General features: G+C 55.7%; 19 protein-coding genes. 12 read left to right on the top strand and 7 right to left on the bottom strand.

What is annotated here, in order from left to right; all coding sequences use genetic code 11:
- The first annotated feature begins 16 nt into the window (after nucleotides 1-16).
- Together EAH78_RS21330 and EAH78_RS21325 are read left to right on the top strand one after the other, a co-directional pair.
- Nucleotides 17-1,510, top strand: coding sequence for a sensor histidine kinase (locus EAH78_RS21330; RefSeq protein ID WP_140669304.1), 1,494 nt, complete (start codon nucleotides 17-19; stop codon nucleotides 1,508-1,510).
- A complete protein-coding gene (locus EAH78_RS21325; RefSeq protein WP_140669303.1) occupies nucleotides 1,479-2,909 on the top strand; it encodes a sigma-54-dependent transcriptional regulator in 1,431 nt (476 codons plus the stop codon). The genes EAH78_RS21330 and EAH78_RS21325 overlap by 32 nt, the downstream gene beginning before the upstream one ends.
- 3 nt (nucleotides 2,910-2,912) lie before the next feature.
- Here the strand turns inward: EAH78_RS21325 and EAH78_RS21320 are convergent, their stop codons facing one another.
- The gene (locus tag EAH78_RS21320) at nucleotides 2,913-3,296 is read right to left on the bottom strand and encodes a hypothetical protein (RefSeq protein ID WP_140669302.1); all 384 of its coding nucleotides are present in this window, start codon (nucleotides 3,294-3,296) and stop codon (nucleotides 2,913-2,915) included.
- A 167-nt stretch (nucleotides 3,297-3,463) separates the two neighbouring features.
- Here EAH78_RS21320 and EAH78_RS21315 point away from each other — a divergent pair, with 167 nt between their 5' ends.
- A complete protein-coding gene (locus tag EAH78_RS21315; protein WP_140669301.1) occupies nucleotides 3,464-4,273 on the top strand; it encodes a class I SAM-dependent methyltransferase in 810 nt (269 codons plus the stop codon).
- 13 nt (nucleotides 4,274-4,286) lie between these two features.
- Here the strand turns inward: EAH78_RS21315 and EAH78_RS21310 are convergent, their stop codons facing one another.
- The 3 genes from EAH78_RS21310 to yghU all read right to left on the bottom strand — a co-directional run bounded on the left by EAH78_RS21310 (nucleotide 4,287) and on the right by yghU (nucleotide 5,977).
- Nucleotides 4,287-4,595: an addiction module antidote protein gene (locus EAH78_RS21310; RefSeq protein ID WP_140669300.1), complete on the bottom strand. Its 309-nt coding sequence runs from the start codon at nucleotides 4,593-4,595 to the stop codon at nucleotides 4,287-4,289.
- A 2-nt stretch (nucleotides 4,596-4,597) separates the two neighbouring features.
- A complete protein-coding gene (locus EAH78_RS21305) occupies nucleotides 4,598-4,891 on the bottom strand; it encodes a type II toxin-antitoxin system RelE/ParE family toxin (protein ID WP_140669299.1) in 294 nt (97 codons plus the stop codon).
- A 243-nt stretch (nucleotides 4,892-5,134) separates the two neighbouring features.
- Nucleotides 5,135-5,977 carry a glutathione-dependent disulfide-bond oxidoreductase gene (gene yghU / locus EAH78_RS21300; protein WP_140669298.1) on the bottom strand — a complete coding sequence of 281 codons (843 nt, stop codon included), beginning with the start codon at nucleotides 5,975-5,977 and terminating at the stop codon, nucleotides 5,135-5,137.
- A gap of 341 nt (nucleotides 5,978-6,318) precedes the next feature.
- Between yghU and EAH78_RS21295 the strand changes: the two genes are divergently transcribed.
- From EAH78_RS21295 to EAH78_RS21280, 4 genes are read left to right on the top strand one after another with little or no spacing between them, the layout of a single operon-like run.
- Nucleotides 6,319-6,864, top strand: coding sequence for a polysaccharide biosynthesis/export family protein (locus tag EAH78_RS21295; protein ID WP_140669297.1), 546 nt, complete (start codon nucleotides 6,319-6,321; stop codon nucleotides 6,862-6,864).
- Between the two features lie 32 nt (nucleotides 6,865-6,896).
- The gene (locus EAH78_RS21290) at nucleotides 6,897-8,006 is read left to right on the top strand and encodes a hypothetical protein (protein ID WP_140669296.1); all 1,110 of its coding nucleotides are present in this window, start codon (nucleotides 6,897-6,899) and stop codon (nucleotides 8,004-8,006) included.
- Between the two features lie 19 nt (nucleotides 8,007-8,025).
- Complete coding sequence (locus EAH78_RS21285; RefSeq protein WP_140669295.1) at nucleotides 8,026-9,591, top strand: GumC family protein; 1,566 nt, start codon at nucleotides 8,026-8,028, stop codon at nucleotides 9,589-9,591.
- An 11-nt stretch (nucleotides 9,592-9,602) separates the two neighbouring features.
- A complete protein-coding gene (locus EAH78_RS21280; RefSeq protein WP_140669294.1) occupies nucleotides 9,603-10,394 on the top strand; it encodes a CpsD/CapB family tyrosine-protein kinase in 792 nt (263 codons plus the stop codon).
- Between the two features lie 48 nt (nucleotides 10,395-10,442).
- Here the strand turns inward: EAH78_RS21280 and galE are convergent, their stop codons facing one another.
- The 3 genes from galE to EAH78_RS21265 all read right to left on the bottom strand — a co-directional run bounded on the left by galE (nucleotide 10,443) and on the right by EAH78_RS21265 (nucleotide 15,713).
- Nucleotides 10,443-11,420 (bottom strand): UDP-glucose 4-epimerase GalE, encoded by a 978-nt coding sequence (gene galE, locus EAH78_RS21275; protein WP_140669293.1) that lies wholly within the window; start codon nucleotides 11,418-11,420, stop codon nucleotides 10,443-10,445.
- Between the two features lie 85 nt (nucleotides 11,421-11,505).
- The gene (locus EAH78_RS21270) at nucleotides 11,506-14,181 is read right to left on the bottom strand and encodes a cellulase family glycosylhydrolase (RefSeq protein WP_140669369.1); all 2,676 of its coding nucleotides are present in this window, start codon (nucleotides 14,179-14,181) and stop codon (nucleotides 11,506-11,508) included.
- Between the two features lie 5 nt (nucleotides 14,182-14,186).
- Complete coding sequence (locus EAH78_RS21265; RefSeq protein ID WP_140669292.1) at nucleotides 14,187-15,713, bottom strand: O-antigen ligase family protein; 1,527 nt, start codon at nucleotides 15,711-15,713, stop codon at nucleotides 14,187-14,189.
- A gap of 95 nt (nucleotides 15,714-15,808) precedes the next feature.
- Between EAH78_RS21265 and EAH78_RS21260 the strand changes: the two genes are divergently transcribed.
- The 5 genes from EAH78_RS21260 (at nucleotide 15,809) to EAH78_RS21235 (ending at nucleotide 21,204) form a co-directional block, all read left to right on the top strand.
- Entirely contained in the window at nucleotides 15,809-17,185 is a 1,377-nt protein-coding gene (locus tag EAH78_RS21260; RefSeq protein WP_140669291.1) for an oligosaccharide flippase family protein, read from the top strand.
- 326 nt (nucleotides 17,186-17,511) lie between these two features.
- The gene (locus EAH78_RS21250) at nucleotides 17,512-19,008 is read left to right on the top strand and encodes a GMC oxidoreductase (protein ID WP_140669289.1); all 1,497 of its coding nucleotides are present in this window, start codon (nucleotides 17,512-17,514) and stop codon (nucleotides 19,006-19,008) included.
- 96 nt (nucleotides 19,009-19,104) lie between these two features.
- A complete protein-coding gene (locus EAH78_RS21245; RefSeq protein WP_140669368.1) occupies nucleotides 19,105-19,722 on the top strand; it encodes an acyltransferase in 618 nt (205 codons plus the stop codon).
- Nucleotides 19,715-20,671 carry a glycosyltransferase family 2 protein gene (locus EAH78_RS21240; RefSeq protein WP_140669288.1) on the top strand — a complete coding sequence of 319 codons (957 nt, stop codon included), beginning with the start codon at nucleotides 19,715-19,717 and terminating at the stop codon, nucleotides 20,669-20,671. The genes EAH78_RS21245 and EAH78_RS21240 overlap by 8 nt, the downstream gene beginning before the upstream one ends.
- A gap of 8 nt (nucleotides 20,672-20,679) precedes the next feature.
- The gene (locus EAH78_RS21235) at nucleotides 20,680-21,204 is read left to right on the top strand and encodes a serine O-acetyltransferase (protein WP_140669287.1); all 525 of its coding nucleotides are present in this window, start codon (nucleotides 20,680-20,682) and stop codon (nucleotides 21,202-21,204) included.
- Nucleotides 21,205-21,260 lie beyond the last annotated feature (56 nt).

Below are 21,260 nucleotides of genomic sequence, written 5' to 3'. Positions count from 1 at the left end.
CATTCAGGACAACCCTATGCCGACAATAGAACAACAAAAAATACCTGCGCCGGCCACACCGGCAGCAAAGGGCCAGAACCGGTTGGAACCGTTCAATCTGCTGCGCTGGTTTTCCCTGGGCAGCTTTCTGATCATCGCCGCCGTGGCGCTGGGTTTGGGTTATGTGTCCACGCGTTTTGTCGTTGATGAGAGCATCGAACGTGACTCCATGCTGACCGCGCAATTCATTCAGGCCATCGGTGATGCGGAAATTCGCCACGCGGGCATCACCCCGACAAGAACCATGGGCGAAATGCTCGATCCACGCGACGACAACAACTATCCGGATGTCGATCCAGGCGCTCGTGCCGCGGCCCGCATAGAGTTTCTGGATCATGTCGAACACTTGCCGGACACGCTTCTGGCGGTGGTATACGCCCTGGATCGCACGGTGGTCTGGTCGACCAATCCACAAATGATCGGCATGCGCGTCGAAGGCGATGAAGAACTGGACGAGTCCTTTGAAATGAAGGAACTCGTCTCGACCAGCTATCACCAGATCGATGAGGAGCGTCCCGAACAGATGCTGTTACGCGAGCCCAAGTATCTGTTCGTCGAGAACTACATCCCGATGTTCAATGTCGACAAAAGCAAAGTGATCGCCATGGTCGAGATCTACAAGGAACCGGTGGACCTGGTGGAGCGCATCCAGCGTGGTTTCAAGGCGATCTGGCTGGCGACGGTGCTGGGCGGCCTGGTCATTTACCTTGGGTTGTTCTGGATTGTGCGCCGGGCCGCGATGTTGCTGCAGAGTCAGCAACAGCAACTGGTAACCAACGAGACCTTCGTCGCGCTGGGTGAGATGTCCTCAGCGGTGGCGCACAGTTTGCGCAATCCGCTGGCAAACATTCGTTCCAGCGCTGAACTGGCCCAGGAAATCGCCAGCCAGAGTGCGCAGAAGAACATTGGCGACATCATCAATCAGGTCGACCGTATGTCGCGCTGGGTACGGGAATTGCTGGTGTCATTGCGACCCATGAATGACGACTACGAAACGGTCGACCTGGTGCTGGCCATTGATGACACCCTGAGTGCGTTCGATGCGCTGATCAAACGTTCGAACGTGCAAGTGCATTTCAAGCCTCAATCCTGTCCACCGGTCGTCAGTCAACAGGTGCTGCTCACACAAATTCTCAATAGCCTGTTTGCCAACGCCCTGGAAGCCATGCCCAAGGGCGGCCACTTGACCGTCGACATCGAACAGCCACAACCGGGCCATGTGCGCATGACCCTCACGGACACCGGAAAAGGCATGAACAAGCAGCAGCAACAGATGGTCTTCAAGCCGTTTTTCACCACCAAACAAGGTGGTTTAGGTGTCGGCCTGGCCCTGGTCAAACGAATAATGGAGCGTTTCGAAGGCTCGGTCGAACTGACCAGCCAAGAGCAGGAAGGAACCCACGTCTGTCTCAATTTTAAAGTGGCAACGGGAGGGGAATATGGAGCACAGCATATTGCTGGTCGAGGATGACGAAATCCTCGCCGAGAATATTCAGACCTACCTGGAGCGCAAAGACTTCGAGGTGACGGTCTGCCACTCTGCTGAAGATGCACTGGAGCAATTGAGTACGTTCGCCCCGGACGTGGTGCTGACCGACAACTCGTTGCCGGGCATGAGTGGTCACGACCTGATCCAGAAGCTGCGCGTCAGCGCGCCGGATCTGAAAGTGATCATGATGACCGGCTACGGCAATGTCGAAGACGCCGTGGTGGCGATGAAAGAGGGCGCTTTTCACTACGTCACCAAACCGGTGGCGCTGCCCGAGCTCAAGCTGCTGCTCGACAAGGCGCTGGCCACGGATCGCATGGAGCGCACGCTGTCGTTCTATCAGGAACGTGAGGCGCAGAAGTCCGGCGTCCAGGCATTGATCGGCGAATCGGCGCCGATGAACTACCTGAAGAACACCATCGCCCAATTGCTCGACGCCGAGCGGCGAATGGCCAACACCGACCTGCCGCCGGTGCTGGTGGAAGGCGAGACCGGCACCGGCAAGGAACTGGTGGCGCGGGCACTGCACTTCGACGGCCCGCGCAGCAAAGGCCCGTTCATTGAGTTCAACTGCGCATCGATTCCGTCCAACCTCGTGGAGTCGGAACTGTTCGGCCACGAGAAGGGCGCCTTCACCGACGCCAAGGACCGCCGGACCGGCCTGGTGGAAGCGGCCGATGGCGGCACGCTGTTTCTCGATGAGGTCGGTGAAATGGACCTGATACTGCAAGCCAAGCTGCTCAAACTGCTGGAAGACCGGACTATTCGGCGGGTCGGTGCGGTGAAGGAGCGCAAAGTCGATCTGCGGGTGATCAGCGCCACCAACTGCAACCTCGAACAAATGGTCCAGCAGGGCAAGTTTCGCCGTGACCTGTTCTTCCGGCTGCGGATCATTTCCATCAAGGTGCCGCGCCTGTATGCCCGTGGCGAAGACATCCTGTTGCTGGCCCGGCATTTCCTGTCGATCCACGGCAAACGCTATGGCAAGCCGAACCTGCATTTCAGCGATCAGGCCGAAGAACTGCTGCTCAGCTACAGCTGGCCGGGCAACGTGCGCGAGTTGCGCAATATGCTGGAGCAAACTGTGCTGCTGGCTCAGAGCGACACCATCGCCGCGCACCAGTTGAACGTCTGCCTGAGCCTGGTGGACGACCCGCCGATGTATCAGCATGAGCCGCAACACCACGAACCGCGCCCGGTCTACAGCGGCACCGAGTCGATGAACCTGCCGGAAGTCGAGCGCGACATGGTGCGCAAGATGCTCGACAAGACCGACTGGAACGTCACCAAGTCCGCTCGGCTATTGGGTCTGAGCCGCGACATGTTGCGTTACCGGATCGAAAAACTCGGGCTGGCACGTCCGGACAAACGCCAGTGGTAGGCCTTATTCCAACCTCGGGCCCTGTTGACTGAGGCATTCGAGTGTGCAACTCGGGTTCAGGACTTCCTCGTTCATGTACACGTTGAGGTCGGCATCGTACGTGCGAATGAACACCTGAACTCGGGCACTGGCAATTGTCGGCAAGAGTGAATCGTGGAACACGTGCTGGTTTGAAATCGGTATGAACTCCCCTGGCGAGGTCGAGGTATATGAACCTGGCGGTATCAGGATCGCGGAGGGTGGAGCGGGGTGGGCGAAGGGCTGGTCGGCCCCGTAATAGTTGAAGTCACTGCTGTATTCGGTGGTAAGCGGCAGGGTCTCGCCTGCGTGGGCGGCGCTCGCCAGTGTCAGGCAGACAGTGAACAGCATCAGTTCGGTTTTTTTCATGGCAACACCTGTGTATTCGGTTTTCGCGCAATTCCCCAAGGCCATTAACTATAGCTGTCGTACGGGCACGCGTTCGTCATGCCCGGTTTACAAGATTCCAACAGGTTTTTTCAGCGCTCCGATCTAGACTTGGGCCGGTCAATCAAGACCTGAATCTGGAGCGTGCAATGGAAATGCCGACAAAAGAAACAGCCATCGCCAGCAACCGTGAGGCGTGGAACGACTCTGCCCGACACCACAAAGACACCCGCGAATGGCACGAGATGGTGAGTGCTGTGGGTCAGAGGGATTTTTCCTGCCTGGATGCGACGTTGATCGGCGTGCTGGAACAGGTGGGGGTCGATGGCAGGGACGTGGTGCAACTAGGCTGCAACAACGGCCGCGAAAGTCTCTCGCTGTATGCGCTGGGTGCCCGCAGCGTGGTGGGTGTCGATCAATCGGCAGCGTTTCTCGACCAGGCGCGGGAGTTGGCGTCGCGCTCACCCCATCAACCCGAATTTATCGAAGCCGATATCCATCAGTTACCGACCTCGTTGCATCAGCGTTTCGATGTGGCCTTGATCACCATCGGTGTGTTGAACTGGATGCCGAACATCGGCGAATTCATGCGGCATGTCGCGCAAACACTCAAACCGGGCGGGGCGCTGGTGGTGTACGAAACCCATCCGTTCCTGGAGATGTTCGACCCCGAATCGGCTGATCCGTATCGTCTGGACAGTTCGTATTTCCGTAGCGAACCGTTTGTGCAGAATCAGCCGATTGTTTACGAAGGCAAGGTTGAACAGCAGGCCGCGGCGTCCTACTGGTTCGTCCACACCCTGGGGGACATCTTCACCGGTGCCCTCGACGCAGGGTTGCAGATCAGCCACTTCAAGGAATACCCGCACTCGAATCGGGAGGAACTGTATGACCGGTATGAGCGGCAGGTGGCGCAGTTGCCGATGTGTTTTACGTTGGTGGTGAAACTGGCAATTTAGCCAAAAACGGCTCTCAGTGAGCCGAGTGATTTGCCGAATGACCCGGCTGCGCGCAGAGATCAATTCCAAGGGCATGAATTACTTTCAAGACCGTATCAAAACGAGGTTTTGCACCCGGTGCGAAGGCCTTATACAGGCTTTCGCGCCCCATACCTGAGTCCTTGGCTATTTGTGTCATTCCACGTGCTTTTACCACATAGCCGATAGCACGAAGAAACTCCTCGTTGTCGCCGTCGGCAAGTACTTGGGAAAGGTACTCACTGATAGCTTCGTCGCTGTCCAGCAGCGCCGCCATATCGAAAGTAGTCAAAGTCTGGCTCATTTTTAAACCCCCTTCGCCATTTTTTTTGCCCGCCGGATGTCAGCAGATTGCGAGGATTTATCACCTCCCGCCAACAACACAATGACGACGTTATTTCGCATGGTGAAGTAGACCCGATAGCCGGCACCAACGTCCACGCGCATTTCGGAAACCCCATCACCCACGGATTTGATATCGCCCAAATTGCCCACAGACGCACGATCAATGCGACGCGCGATAGCTAATTTTGCCCGCAAGTCGCGAATTGAGGCATGCCATGCCCGGAAGATCATAGTTTGTTGAATAAGATAATTCATTGATCAAATGTATCCATATGGATACAAGAGAGCAGTCAGGCAGTTCTTTGCCTACATGTCTTTTTTCCGAAAGCTGTGTAGGCAACATGACGCCCAATCGCGAGCAAGCACGGCTCCTACAGTTTTGATCTTCATCAGGCACAGAGTTTGTGTCCGGCGTAGATCCCCGTGGGAGCCGAGCTTGCTCGCGATGGCCGCAACACGGTTTGACCGTCAGCCATCGAACCCGCGGCGCACCGGTACTCAGGTGTTCAAATCATCAGCCCCATGCCGTTCAGGCACCTGGCTCGCCTCGTCACCCCAGGTACGGTTCACGCGCTGTCCGCGCAGGACCGCAGGGCGCTTGGCGATTTCCTCCGCCCAGCGTTGCACGTGGGTGTATTCGTGTGCAGACAGAAACTCGGCCGCCGAGTACACCTTGTCTCGCACCAATTGGCCGTACCAGGGCCAGATCGCAATATCGGCGATGGTGTAATGATCGCCCGCCAGGTAGGGGCTTTCGGCCAGTCGCCGATCGAGGACATCCAGCTGACGCTTGGTCTCCATCGTGAAGCGGTTGATCGGGTATTCGAGCTTCTCCGGCGCGTAGGCATAGAAATGCCCAAAGCCGCCGCCCAGGTACGGCGCCGCCCCCATTTGCCAGAACAGCCAATTCAAGGTTTCGGTGCGCCCGGCCAGATCAGTGGGCAGGAACGCGCCGAATTTTTCCGCGAGGTAAAGCAGGATCGACCCGGACTCGAACACGCGGATCGGCGGCTTCGAGCTGTGATCCAGCAATGCCGGGATCTTGGAGTTCGGGTTGATCTCGACAAAGCCGCTGGAGAACTGGTCACCGTCGTTGATGCGGATCAGCCAGGCGTCGTATTCCGCGCCGGTATGTCCCAGCGCCAACAGCTCCTCCAGCAGGATGGTCACCTTCACCCCATTGGGCGTGGCCAGGGAGTAAAGCTGCAACGGGTGCTTGCCGACCGGTAATGTCTTGTCATGGGTCGGCCCGGCGGTTGGCCGGTTGATGCTGGCGAATTCGCCGCCAGACGGGGCGTTGTTTTTCCAGACCTTGGGAGGAATGTAGGACGCTTTGCTCATGAGACGGACCCCCATTGTTGGCTTGCTGTGATCACAGACTGCAATCGGACAATGCTGTGAACCATGGCAGAAGGTCGTTCAGATGTCACTGAAGTCTGGCCTGGGAAGGTCCCCTGTGGGAGAGAGCCTGCTCGCGAAAGCTGTATCACTACCCTATTTCCTGCTTGCCGCTTCTTCTGGTTGCGAAGGCGTGCGCCAGCGGAAATCGGGCGCCAAAAATCTTGAGGCGATTGCTGTTTGATTGTTTTTTTTATGTAAAGGCGGAAGGAGTGTTTTCTTTTCATTTTTATGTGAAACTCGATTCACTCTTTGCATACTGCTGCTTGTTCGGAGGGATGCCGATGTTGCGTTCGTTATTACCTGTGCTCTGCGTGTTGGTGGTCTTGCCCAGCGTCACCAATGCCGATGAAAAAAGCGCGGCTTACCTGCTCAATCCAGGTGATGTCCTTAGTGTTTCCGTTTGGCGCGAGGACACTTTGAAATCGGAAGTGCAGGTGCTACCCGACGGCAGTATTACCTTTCCGCTGGTAGGGCGAGTCAAGGTTGCAGGGCTTGATTCCACTGCAGTCGAAAAGGATATCGCCCAAAAGCTTGAAAAGTTCCTACCCGATCCGATCGTAAGCGTCGTCATCACAAACCCCAAAGGCAATCTCGTTTACGTGCAAGGCAAAGTGCTGAAGCCTGGTCCTCTGCAATTGGCGGGTCCAACGGATGTACTGCAAATATTGAGTCAGGCGGGTGGGCTCGACAAATTCGCGGACAAAAAGGGCATTAAGATCCTGCGCGACAATAAAGTGCTGCCCGTCCACTACAGCGATTTGATTGACGGGAGTGACATGTCCACCAACCATAAACTTCAGGTCGGCGATACATTGGTCGTGCCTTAATCTTGCGCGCTGTATTGGGGTTTAGCTTATCTATGCTGCGAACTACTGGGGCTGCGGCGGCAATCTTGATATTGCCGTGTTCGGGGGCTGCCTATGCGGCCACCTGGCAAACTACAACAGCATTGCCTACGACTGTCGAATACGATAGCAACCCAGTGCTTGCCACTGGCAAAAAGCAGTCGGTGACTCGTACGATCATCGCTCCTGATTTCGATATTGTGGGAACGTCCGACCAGGACCAGTTGCACATTGGTCTCGGTTTGAATGTGGTGCACTCGTCTAATACAGCCGTCGTTCGAAACCGTGAAGACCCTAACTTGCTATTAGGGTGGGAGCGAGAGACCGAAAAGGGCGCCTATGGACTGACGGCGAGTTATGTCGAAAGCTCGACGCTCTCCAGTCAGGTTCAAGAAACCGGCGTGGTCGCCCCCGATGGTACGCAAAAGCAATATACGTTGGGCGGCAACTGGCGTACCGCTCTCAGCGAACGAAGTACCCTGGTCAACGAGACTGAATACACAGACGTCAAATACGATATCAATACGCTGACGCCCTATGACGAGCTTTCCAATCGATTGAGCTGGAACTACGCCTGGAGCGATCGCGTCGAACTCTTCACGCGTTTTTCAATGAGGCGCTATGAACCGGCGTCGGGCTCCGGGATTGCCTCTTCAAACAGCTACACCCCCACGACTGGTTTTAACTACAAGATCTCCGATCGACTCGAGGGGGGGATGTACGTGGGCGTCAATGAGACGTCGGGTACGAACAGCGGTCCAACCGGCCAGGGCGGGTTCAATCTGCACTATGCCGGTGAACGTTTTGACACAACCTTTGACGCCAGTCGCAGCACGATAGCCAGCGGCAATGGCGGCTTTGTCGAGTCTGACAATGTGCGCGCTACATGGAGTTACTCCATAGACGAGCTCAGTCGTGCAGGTATTGATACCTCATGGCAAAAAACCACGGGGCAAACCCCTAATACCCTGCGCAATTTTAATACCTGGGTCAGTCGAGAGCTCTCGCCTTTTTGGGTTGCGCGCCTATCCTATACCTACAAACAACGCGAGCAAGACAACGTGCCGAATGCCAGTGCTAATGTCGTCGGGTTGACCCTGACCTATAGTTATCCCGAACTCTAAATTCAGCTGTGTGAGAATTATGGCCTCTGAATACGAAATGTCGGTCAACGATTACATTGGAATAATCAAGCATCGAGCCGTGTTGGTGAGCGTGTGTATCACGGTGATTCTCGGCTTGAGTGTGTTGGTGGCGATGTCCATCCCTCCTGTCTATGAGTCCTCCGGCACGATTCTGGTTGAGTCTCAGCAGATATCGCCAGACCTGGTGGCGGCGAACAACAATACCTTTGCCGATGAGCGCATCGAAGTCATTCGCCAGCGCGTGATGACCCGTGAGCATCTGGAAGCGATCATAGACAAATACAATCTTTTCTCTTCGGAAATCCGACGCTTGAGCGTTACGGAGAAAATCGATGAGATGCGCAATGCGATTACCGTTTCCTTGGTGAGTGCTGCCGTCAAGGGGCGTGGAGAGGTGACCATTGCTTTTCGCGTTGGCTTTGAACACAACCAGCCAGAGGTCGCGACCCAAGTTGCCAACGAGCTGGTGACGCTCTTCCTGGATGAAAATATTAAGCAGCGCACCGAGCGAGCCAGTGAAACTACAGAGTTCCTGACGCAAGAAGCGGACAAGCTAAGGGTTGAGCTGGAAATTCTGGAGAACCGCTTGGCGGACTTCAAGCAGGCACATAGCAACGCGCTACCTGAGCATCAGGAATTGCGGATGAACATGTTGTCGCGCGCCGAAACCGAGCTTAAAGAGGTCGACCGTGACTATAAGGCTGCCCGTGAGGAGTTACGCTTTAACGAGTTGGAAGTTAAGGCAGCCAGTGCCGGGGTAGCCAGCAAAGCCGGGGCGTCTGGTTCGGCAGCCAGTCAACCGCAGGATTTGGATAGCCTCAAAGCGGAGTACACCCGCTTACTGTCGCTGTATACGGAAGCCCACCCCGATGTGCGCGCCGTCAAACGCAAAATTGCTGCACTTGAGGCTGCCCGGGGTGCGGGGAATGGTGCAGTTACATCGGTCAGTCTGGATATTGCAAAGGCTCAGGCTCGGGTCGCTGCCTCAGAAGCGAGCATCAAGTCGCTGGCCGATCAAAAGCAGCAAGTACTCGCCAAAATCGACGCCTACGAGGCGCAAATTCTTGAGACGCCACAAGTCGAGCGGGGGCTAGTCACGCTGACGCGTGACCATGATAACGCTCGTAAAAAATATGAGGAGATTCGCACCAAGGAAATGGGGGCGAAAATTTCCGAAAGCCTGGAACAGGAAAACAAAGCCGAGCGATTTGTTCTTCTTGAGGCGCCGTTGATGCCTGAGAAGCCGGTAAGGCCCAACCGTAAAAAAGTCGTCGCAATGGGCTTTGTTCTCGCCCCGGTGGGCACTGGCGCTCTGGTGATGCTTCTGGAATTGCTGAATCAGCGAGTGCGCGGTGTTGAGGCGCTGGCAAGTGTCTTGGGCAGACGCGTGTTGGGTACCATTCCCTACATTCATACTCGGGCGGAACTTGCGCGCCGCAAGCGATTGCAAGCACTCATACTCCTCGGTGGAGTCCTGTTGATCGCGGGCCTCCTGGTGCTCGTGCATTTCCTTTATATGCCTCTGGATTTACTCGTGTACAAGGCGCTGTCCCGGTTTGCATAAGGAATATAGCAATGGAAATAATCAAGCCAGCGAGCGATGAAAACGAGCCAACTACATCGTCGAGTCTCGTGACTACGTCGAACGGAGATTCTGCAACACTTAATGCCCTCAGCTATGTACGCACCAAGATTGTACCTTTGTGGACAGAGCACCTTGAGCGCAACCGGATTGTGGCTTACAACAAAAATTCGAATATGGGCAGGGCTTTCGATCTACTGCGTACGCAAGTGTTGAACATCATGGAAGAAAACGGCTGGCGTACGCTCGCTATCACCTCGCCAACTCCGGAAGCAGGCAAGACGGTATTGGCTATTAACCTGGCAATGAGTATCGCTCACCACACCACCAAGACGGCGTTACTGGTGGATTTCGACTTGCGTCGTCCGAAGGTGGGTGCGTGCCTCGGTCTTTCGATGGAAACGTCACTCAATGAGTTGCTTGCCGGTGAAGCTGAGCTGGCAGATGTGTTAGTCAACCCGACTTTGCCGCGCTTTGTGGTCTTGCCGACACGTGAGCCGATTCCGCTCTCCACTGAAGTACTGTCATCACCTGTGGTGAGTCATTTGATTTCCGATCTTCGTGAGCGCTACAACTCACGCATCGTGATTTTTGACTTGCCGCCGTTGTTGAGTTCGGATGATGTAATTACGGTCTTGCCTAAATTCGATTGCGTCCTACTTGTGGTCGCGAACGGTATGAACAGCAAGAAAGAAATCGAGGAATGCCTGCATCATCTGGGAACAGCCAATCTGATTGGCACGGTGCTAAACAAAGGCGAACCCCCAAACCGCTCTTACTACTAGAGCGATGCCCTCACTCAGGTGTTCGGCGTTGCTCGCCAGCGCCGACGCTTAGTTCCAGGGGTACTTTTGCTCCCAGCTCCAGGCGTGCGTCACTATCTGTTCAAGTGAGGCAAATCGTGGCTGCCAGCCAAGCAATGCTTTAGCCCTGCGCGAATCAGCCACCAGGCGTGGTGGATCGCCGGCGCGGCGAGGCGCGTCGCTCACGCGGATATCCTGGCCGGTCACGTAGCGCGCAGTGTCGATCACTTGCTGCACCGAGAAACCTTGACCGTTTCCGAGGTTGAACGCTGTGCTTGTTCCACCTTCCATCAAGTAGTCCACGGCAAGCGCGTGAGCTGCAACGAGATCGACAACGTGTACATAGTCGCGAATGCAAGTGCCATCAGGCGTGTCGTAATCACGGCCATAGACGGTGACTGATGTACGTCGCCCAGAGGCCGCTTGAAGGATCAGTGGCAGCAGGTGGGTTTCCGGTTCATGGCGTTCGCCTAACTGTCCCTCAGGATCTGCTCCGGCGGCGTTAAAGTAGCGCAGGCAGACCGATTTGAGTCCGTAAGCACGGTCGAAATCTTCAAGCACCTGCTCCACCATCCACTTGCTGCGACCATAAGGGTTGATCGCGGCCTTGGGGTGCTCTTCGTCGATAGGTACATACACCGGGTCGCCATAGACGGCGGCGGTCGAGGAAAAAATGAAGTTCTTAACCCCCGCACCCACCATGGCATGCAGCAGCGTCAGAGTGGCGGCGAAGTTGTTTTGATAATACTTGGCAGGTTCCGTAACGGATTCGCCCACCTGGATGAATGAAGCGAAGTGGAACACGGCATCGAAGTGTTGTCCCGCGAAAAGGACGTCCAGGGCCTGTGCGTCGGCTATGTCCAGTTCGACCAATTTCCCGCCGATCAACGCGTCGCGATGGCCCGTTGAAAAGTTGTCTGCCACCACCAGTTCGTGACCTGCACCCAGTAGCTGCTTGACCATGTGCGAGCCGATATAGCCTGCTCCACCAACAACCAAAAATTTCATCCTGATCTCCTGGAAACTGTTGCTGTGCAAGCGCAGCTTGGGAGGTGCGCGAGTTAACTGACCATTACGCTGAAAGACAGGTTAGCTATTGAGTGGCTGGCTCGCTGATTGATGCAGTATTGGCAGGGCTTGGTGATGTTTTAGCTTGCGTGGCGTTTTTTTTCAAAAACAACCAGTTCGACGCCTGCAAGCCGTCGAGCTTGATCGTATAGCGTCCATCGAGGTAGGTGACGGGCAGATTCTTCATTTGACCAGGTGCGCCGTGGGTAAACAATGTCAAGCCTTGCGGTGCCTGGATGGTTAGCGTGCCTGCGAGGGGCTCAACATAAAAAGGGGGTTTGCCATCGTCCTGGGGGATGGCACGGGTGCCCAGCGAAATCAGTAAATCCTGCGATCGGCCCACAGGGCTGTCGTCCAGACTTTGCACCACTACACTTGCGTTGGCGGTGTTCACTTGAATATCGACGTTGGCAAGGCTGATCGACTCGCCGCCGATCCAGCCGGTAGCGGCTTGGGTGCGCGGTGTATTGATGGTGTAGATCCCTTGTTTCCAGTTGCGCTTCAGCTCGCCCGTATCCGTCGTGGACTCACTGGCATTGGCCACTAGCAGGGACTGGTTGGGGTCATGAAACACCTGCGCATTTTCCGGGATAACGCTCGCCTGCAACCAAGGCAGTTCTGGCGTCTGGGGCAATGCGATTTCCAGCTTGCCTTTCTCCATGGCTGTGCGCAGTAGCACAGCATTGGCCGGTGTAATGAATTGATTGAACAAGGTGCCTGGCGTCGGAGCAAAGACATAGGTCGTTGTTGCTTCACGAACGTCTGCACGGCGATAAAGCAAGGCGGCCGCGGGGAGGGTGGCCAGCAATGCCGGGTCGTTATAGGCGTGCCAGTTGTCGGCAGTCATCCATTCGCCGCCGAGTGACTCCTGGCTGTAGGCATATTGCATCAGCGCATCCCAGCCTTGGTGGCTGGCTGTGCCGGCGATATAAAGTGGCAGCGAGTGGCGGTCAGGTGTCGGGAACGGTTCATTGTTCCACTCGGTGACGGTCAGGGGTTTACCGGCGACCTGTCCGGCAGCAATCCAGTTCACTATGCTGTCACTGAAAAGCGGGTTCTTTTCTATCTGGCCAAGGCCACCGTAACTATGGACGTCGATCACGTCGCCGGCGGTAAGAGCCGGCAGCGAGCTCAGGCCATTGCCGCCCCAACTGCTGGTCGTGGCGATGGGCACTTTCACGCCGAGTCCACGCAGGTGCTGAATCATGTCGACGTTGAAGCGTTGCTCCAGATCGTTGAGAAACAGCTGGGACGGGCCAGGCTCCCAGGCGCGCCAGGTCTGGCTCGTCGATAGATTGTGTTGCTTGGCAAAGGCCGCAGCCGCGTCCATGTAGACGCGATTGTGCTTGGGCACTTGCTTGTCGGGTAACAGGGCGTTGCCGTAGTGATGGGTAACGTCATTTTCGTTGGTGATCAGTATGGCGGCAATCGCCGGGTCGTCCTTGTAAGCGAGCCCGGTAAACGTGTTTACATGAGTGAGGTAACTTTCGGCAAAGCGTTTCATCGCATTCTGAATGGTGAGGTTCACGTAGGCATAGCCCTTGAGACCCGCCGTATTTTTGCTGTTCTTTGGCATTTCCTCAAAGCCGAAAATGTTGTCGTTGGCGCTAACGGCGCGTTCGACGTGCATATCGAGCCATACATAAATGCCTTCGTCCTTCAGGCACTTGATCCACCAGTCGATTTTTTTCAGCGACTCCGGACTCAGTTGCTGGGTGTCAGTCGTCACATTGCCGTCACCAAAAATATTCGGGAAGACCCACGGCGAGTCATGGTGATGCAGTCGTACGAGATTGAAGCCCAGTGCCGACAGGCGTTTGGCCTGCAACTTGATCGCATCGTCTGGTGTGCGGAACAGGGTGTAGGCCGACAGGTTGGTGCCCCAGAAACGCGCCGGGGTATTGTCCGCGAAGCGTAGTTGCTCGCCGTCGGCCTTGACGAAGCCGCGCTTGCCGGCAGGTTTTTCCTTAGCATTGAGAAAGGACAGGTCAACCGGCGAGGTTTTCCAGTCGAGCTTGTCAGTAGGCCAGCTCTTTGGGTCGGTCGGGCCGAAGCGCTCGCTGGTGGTAGGGCCGATCGCCACATCACCAGAGACACTCAGGGTGGCCGTGAATTTCCGAAGGCCGGGCTCTATCGTGTTTTTGTAGAAAAAAGCACGCACCTCGGATTTATCGCCGGGTTCAAAGTACACGCTCGCCAGTGCAGGCTCGAAACGCATTTCGATGCGTCGCCCCTGTGCAGTGCCCCAGGACCAGCCGCTATTGTCGGGAAGCAAAACGGGCTGACCCATCTCCTGGAAAAGGGCTGCGTCGAACCTGAAAACAATGCCGCCACCCATCACGCCCGATTTCGCGCTCCGTGCATCCAGGGCAAAGTTCCAGGTCAGCTTTTGCGCGTCTACTTTCTGGATCTGCGCGTGCAGATCGAAATCCAGAGATTTGTTCTGGCCCGCCAAAACGTAGCGATAGGGCGCGGTGACCTTGAGTTCGGTCGCCGTGTAGGTCCAGCCCCAGTTTTTCTCCCAGAAAGTCAGGGCGCCGATAAAGGCCGGGCTGCCGCCGCGCAGCAGTGTGGGCAGGCCACTGCGCTCGTCGACGCTGACGACCCAGTCCGACGCCCAGATACGCAACGGTAAAAGCGCCAGCGACAGCGACAGCAGTAACAAAAGCGCAATCAGGGGACGGCGAAACAAGGGGACCATAGGTTCTACCGGAGTGAGAGGTGGGCACTGGCTGTGATGGCCGTCGAGGTGTGTTTGCGCCGGTGCGCCATCTGGGCATAAGCAACGCCCAACCCGGCTACCGACCAATACACCACGGGGATGACTGTGATACTGCTGACGGTAACGATGGTGATCAGAATTCCGGCCAGTGTCGCGAGGAGTGCTCGCCCGAGTCGGTGCGCCTCATTGTCCTTGTTGGGGAACGAGCGCATGCCTTTGCGGATGCCCATCAGGACGCTAATGAAAAAGACCACGAAAAGCGTCAATCCAACCAGACCGAACGATAGCGCGATGCCGATATAGGTGTTCACGACGTCGATGATCCCTTGGCCCTGAATCAATGATTGCATTTCCGGCGTGCTGCGAAAATCGAAAGAGCCCAGCCAGGGGTTGCGCTGGACAACGATTACTGCGTTATCGAACAGGCGTTGTCGGTAGGTGATGTTTTCCACCTCCACCGTGCCGATGAACGGTAGCAGATCAAGGATTTTTTGCCCGCCCGGCACAACGACCAGCAAGGGCACGACGAGCATCGCGCTGATCCCCAGTAGCATCAGGCGTTTGATGGCTTTGCGTCCGGTGCCGATGAACACGACGATCATCACGGCTGTGCCGATCCAGGGGCCTCGGGACAGCGGCGCATACAGACCGCCAGCGAGCAGCAGCGCGCCCAGCCGGCGTTGTAATTTGCTGCGCACCTCTTCCTGCAAGTACAGGTAAAAGCCGATGGCTACGCTGATGACGAAGCCCAGAGCAATGGCCTGGCCGGTCGTGACACTGGCGCGTAACGAACCACCGCGGGTCAGGTAGCCGGACATTTCCCATTGCACGCCCAAGGCGTTGTTCAGTGCACTGTAGAGCAACCAGCTGCGCCAGTACTCGAACAGGCCAATCAGCGATAGCAGCATGGCGGCGAGTACAAAACAGAACAGAGCATCCTTGAAGTCGCTGAGGTTCTTTAGTGCCCGGCTGGCCACGTAATAGGGTAAAAAAACTTCGACGAACAGGTACAGCGTTTGGCGCAGCGCGTCGGTGACGGTGGTTTCGCGCAGGTAAAGCAGGCACGTCAACACCATGTTGGCGGCCAACAGTTTGTCAGGCCAGGTGCGTCCGAAAGGAACCGTGTCCGCTTGTTTGCGCAGCACAAGAAAAGCCGGAAGCAATACACACAAACCCAGCAGACGAACATGGTTCAGGGCGAAGAAATAATTGATCACGCCAAAGCCGGGAATCTCCACCGTGGCGGGCGGCATGAGAAACAGCAGAATAAAAAAAAGCGCCACTGGGTTTCGTTCGCGCTTACGTGAAACGGTCATCACGATAGCGGCGATGCCCGCATAGACCCAGAAGCTGTGGGAGAAGAAAGCCAGTAGCGTCAATACGAACCACAGATTGCGCCGACGCGTGAAATCGCGCTCAGAAATCAGGTCGGCAGCGGGTCGGCGAGCCATGGCAAAAACGACGCCGGCAAGGACCAGAATGACGATTAACGCGCGAAAGTGCTCAGGCATGGATGTCGTACTTTTCTGATTAATGAGCGACGGCTAGCTGTGTGGCAAAATGCGACTATAGTACCTTTTGTGCCATTGAGTCTGGGGTTGATGTTATGTCGTTAGCCGAGGTATCGCCATCAACCGGCCTTCGCAAGAAGGCGATTTCTGCCGGGGTCTGGAATGTCGGGGCGCTCGTTACGTCCCAAGGGTTTCGGCTCGGCGGCAACCTCATCATGGCACGATTGTTGATGCCGGAAATGTTCGGCGTCATGATGATTGCAACCACCGTTTCGGTGGTTCTGCACCTGCTGTCCGATGTCGGCTTGCGACAAAACATCATCCAGAGCCCACGTGGTGACGACCCGGTGTTTCTCAATACCGTGTGGACGGTGCAGATCGTGCGCGGTCTCATCCTTTTTGCGTCAACACTGCTGATCGCGGGCGTCGCCTGGTTTGCCCAGACCCTCAATCTGTGGGCAGTCAATTCCACCTACGCTGCGCCCGAATTGCCGTTGGTACTGGCGTTGACGGGGGTGTTGGCAATCATCTTCGGTTTGCAGTCGACGAAAGTCGATTTGGCGGTGCGCGCTTTCCAGCAAAAGAAAGTGGTGATCGCCGAATTTACGTCGCAGTTCGCCGGGCTCCTGGCGATGCTGGCCGTCGGTTATTTCACCCGGTCCATCTGGTCACTGGTGGTGGCGGGTCTGGTCTCGGCGGTCGTCAGCACAGCGATGGGACACCTGTGGTTTGAGGGCCCGCCCAACCGTCTGCAGTGGGAAAGTGATGCGCTCAAGGAGTTAGTCGTTTTCGGCCGCTGGATCTTGTTGTCATCGGCCGTGGGCGTATTGGCGTTGTACGGTGACCGCATCTGGTTTGGCGGCAGCATGACGGCCGCCGAGTTGGGGGTCTATTCCATTGCCGTGCTTATTTTGGGAGCGCTGCAGTTGGGAATGCAGAGGCTGGTCGGGGCCGTGGCCTTGCCGGCCTTTAGCGAGGCCACAAGAACCAGCGACACCCCACGGCTGCACGCGTTGTATTACCGCCTCAAGCTGATGTTCGATCTGGCCTGTCTGTTTTTCTGTGGCTTGTTCTGGACCGGCAGTCCACTGCTCATCAGGTTTTTATACGATGAACGCTACGCCCAGGCCGGCGACATTATGGCGATTCTTTCACTGTCTTTTTTCACCATGCGCTATATGTTGGCCCATCAGGTCTGGCTTGCCTTGGGGCTCACCAAGTACCAGGCCATGGACAACATTATCCGGGTGGTCTCGCTATGGGTGTTGCTGCCTTTGCTGCTGGCAATTGGTGGGGTCAAATACGCGATCTGGGGTGTCGCCCTGCATACGTTTCCGACGCTTATCCTGGTTTTTTATGTCAACTATCGTCTGGGTATATTGAGTCTCAAGCGCGAGCTGGTGGTGTTGCCAATGCTGTTGGTGGGGGCTTTGTGTGGAGCGCTTTTGACGGATCTGGCCAAATGGCTTTGATTGAATCTAACGCTTTTGCTGTTTCCAAAGTGGTCGTACAGCGTCGCCATTGAGAGGCATTGATGGTGGTCGCCAGACAGTTGTCACCTTAATGTGAAATTTCCAACGCATCTCGATGTCGTGGAGCTTTGAATCATGCAAGAAACTGATTTGAATTTCTCTGTGATAGGTCGCAGAGGCTTCCTCCGGGCCTGTGCCCTGCTGAGCCTTGGTGGGCTTATGTTTGGATCTGCCATTACTGTTCCCCGGCCTTCTGCTGCCAAATCCAAGTTTGTTGTCATCAACGGATGGGTGCTGCCAGCCCAGCATTTTCGGCAAGCCCAAGCATGATCAAGGACTATCAATCGCAGAAAGAACTGCGCGACCACTATGACGTCTGCATCATCGGCGGAGGGCCGGCTGGCATTACACTGGCCCTGCGTCTAGCCGGTAACGGACGGCACGTGGTGCTTCTTGAGGGCGGTGGGCACGAGTATTCGCCGGTTTCGCAAGAGCTCTACAAGTGCCCTTCGACAGGCCTCGAAGTCTATGCAGAGGAAACTCGCCTGCGCTATCTCGGCGGGACCTCCAATCACTGGGCCGGACGATGCCGTCCCTTTGAGCGGTCGGACTTCGCCGTCGGCCCTCCCGTGCATTTGCCCGGCTGGCCCATCGCGTTTTCCGAGATCGACCGCAATCTGGTAGCGGCCATGGATATTGTCGATCTTCCGCCGCACTCCGGATTCAAGGCGATCAATGCCAGTCTGGACGGTGACGACTTTGAAGCTGATCGCTTCCTGCTCAGTCCACCAACGCGATTTGCTCAGAAATATGCCAAGGAACTTAATGAGACTGATGGGCTTGATGTTTTCATCAACTGCAACTGCGTTGATCTCGAGTTCGACAGCAACACCGGACGCATAGCGACCATCGTTGTCTCCGACTATGCGTTGCATCGAGAACGAGTCACGGCCAAACAATTCATTCTGGCAACAGGGGCGATCGAGAATGCCAGGCAGTTGCTCAACAGTGAGTCCCTGGCAGCTGGCGGAATCGTACGCAAGGATGGTTTTGTCGGTCGATGCTTCATGGAGCATCTGAACGTCGATATGGGAACCTTCATCCTCAAGGACGGGGAGGGTGCGGATGTCCGGCAGTACTTCACCACCGATGCCTTCGTGATGGCGCACGAGTCCGGTAAAGGCAATGTGACTGCCTCGCTCGTATCTGAAGTGAAAGCCTATGGGCGAACGGCGGCAATCAAGGACTTTTTCGAGAATCTCGTCTGTGACATTGGAGCTGCGCACAAGATCGAGTTCATTACCAAGTTCGAATGCCCGGGCGACGGAGTACTCGGCACGCTGATCGAGCAATTCCCCAACCCCAATAGCCGCATCGTGTTACTCGAAGAGCGGGATGCGCTAGGGATGAAAAAAATAAACGTGCACTGGGAACTGACCCCGGCAGACCGAAATACTGTCAAGTCCATAGGGCTCGAAGTGGCCAAATGTTTTGCCGAGACGGGGCTGGGCTTCGTGAAGCTGGAGGAGTGCGTCTACGACGTCGAGCTGCCGCTGAAGGTCAATCCCCATGCTCATCATATGGGGACCACACGGATGGCGGCATCGCCTGAATTTGGCGTGGTCGACGAGAACTGCAAGGTATTCGGCGTCGAGAATCTTCACGTGGCGGGCAGCAGCGTTTTTGCCACTGGTGGTGCCTGTAACCCCACGATGCCCCTTCTTCAACTGGCGCTAAGGCTGGCGGATCATCTGAACCATGAAATGGGGCCGGCGGTGGGCAGATATTCCGGAACAGGAGAGTTTGTCGATTTTCCGAGTTGAATGTTAAGGAGGAGTCTACGCTTAGAGTAGTGGTAATAACGATCAGGGTCATCGAACCCTGGCACGATGTATATCGCTGAATTTGAGGCTAACAGGATGATTGGTCTACTAAAACGCGCCATTGCTCATTACGCCAGAACAACTGGACGTGGAACCTCACTCTATAAAAAGTTTTGTAAACCGGACGGGTATGAATGGGCTCAACATATGGGGCGATGGGGGGGGCTGCACTCCGTCGGTAAAGGAGCGTGGATCAACCTTGGGTGCAACATCACCGACCCTGCGATGCTTAAGCTTGGCGACAACGTAGGTTTATCCGATTGCACAATCTTCGGCCACGATGGCATCGTCCACGTAATCAATGCGCGTGACGGGACAAAACTCGATTCTGTCGGCGGCGTCGATATCCGGGCTAATTCTTTTGTCGGTCATGGCGCCATTGTCATGCCGCGTGTAACGATTGGCCCGAATTCAGTTGTGGCCGCTGGCGCTGTTGTACTCAGAGACGTTCCACCCGGGATGGTGGTCGGGGGTAATCCAGCCAGGGTTATCTGTACGATGGAAACGCTGGTGAAGAATATCCAGGAGCGTTGCGCCGCTTATCCGTGGATTGACCTCATCGAGAATCGCGAGGGTTTGTTTGACTCGGAACTGGAACCGAAGCTGCAAGCCATGAGAGCAGAGTATTTTTTTGGCGAACAAGCCAATGGTTAGTACTCCTCTGGACGTGCTGGTGGTTAATTACAATACAGCGGCACTGTTGCAACCCATGTTTAATGCGTTACGTCAGGCGAATAGCGCGAATCGCACGCGTTACCTAATAGTTGATAATGCCTCTGCCGATAATTCGCTGGAGTGTCTGGCAAATATTTGTCCAGAGGCCTTTCTGCTGGCCAATGAAAATAATGTTGGCTTCGGTCGCGCCAACAATCAGTTGGTTGAACATCTGCAGGGCAAATATGCGTTGCTCCTCAATACCGATGCCTTTGTTGCTGCTGATACCCTGAGTAAGACCCTCGACTACATGGAGGCTCATCCTGACTGCGGTGTCCTCGGCGTACGGTTGGTTGGACGAGAGGGCGATTTGCAACCCTCCTGTCGCTTTTTTCCGACACCGTTGAATGTGTTCCTCTCGCGTACAGGGCTTGAACGCTTTTTCCCTGTGGTGAAAGCGGTCGATGACATGGCCTGGGATCATGCCTCGGTCCGTGAGTGCGACTGGGTGCCCGGTTGCTATTACCTGATTCGCCGTGAAGTCATCGACCAGGTTGGATTGTTCGACCCGCGCTACTTCCTTTACTACGAAGAGGTAGATCACTGCAAACGCGTCAAACAGGCCGGTTGGAAGGTGGTTTGCTACCCACAAACCACGGTAGTGCACATCGGCGGTGAAAGTGCCAAATCGGTTGATACGCTTAATGCGGTCAGTCGACAGATATCCACGTTACAAATGGAAAGCGAACTTTTGTACTTCCGAAAGCACCACGGTCTGCTTGGTCTTGCATTGCACATGTTATTGGTAAGCCTGGGTGATCTGATTTTGGCGCTCAAGGCACTCTTGAAAGGTCGCGGCTGGGCAGCCATAGCGGCATGCTGGCAGCATGCTCGTATTACTTGGGCGCTGTTGCGTGAAACCAATCTCGCCAGCCAACCGACACGGTAAATAAATCTATGTTCGAAAACATACGTGCGGACTTGCGTTCCTACGACGGCGATTGGGCTGCTCAGGGATTCTGGGTAATGTTGGTCTATCGCTTTGGACGCTGGCGCTATGGCGTGCGCCCGGCACTGTTACGTAAGTTGCTCTCCTTTATATACAAAGTTCTCTTCAAGTTAGTGCAGATCCTGACGGGTATCGAGCTGCCGTGTGAAGTTGTGATCGGGCGCAACTTCGTTATCGATCATTTCGGCGGTATCGTGATCAGTGGTTATGCGCAGTTCGGCGATGATTGCCGTATTCGCAACGGCGTGGTCGTCGGACTAAAGAATGTGAATGAGCCGATTGCCCCGGTGATGGGTAACAACGTTGACATCGGTGCAGGGGCCAAGGTGCTGGGCAATATCCGCATTGGTAACAATGTCGTGATTGGAGCCAATGCCGTAGTGCTGACAGATGTACCCGACGATTCGTTGGCAGTGGGCGTGCCTGCGACTATCAAGAAAATGCGGCGCACGGAGGCACAGGAATGCTCATGAACCGTCCGATGGAGTATCTCGATCGTGGTTTGACGTGCCTGCGTTTTGGCAACAAA

Source organism: Pseudomonas arsenicoxydans, assembly GCF_006438915.1.
GTDB classification, from domain to species: domain Bacteria; phylum Pseudomonadota; class Gammaproteobacteria; order Pseudomonadales; family Pseudomonadaceae; genus Aquipseudomonas; species Aquipseudomonas arsenicoxydans_A.
The sequence above is the reverse complement of the archived record's forward strand: the minus strand, read 5'-3'. Positions and strand labels throughout refer to the sequence as shown.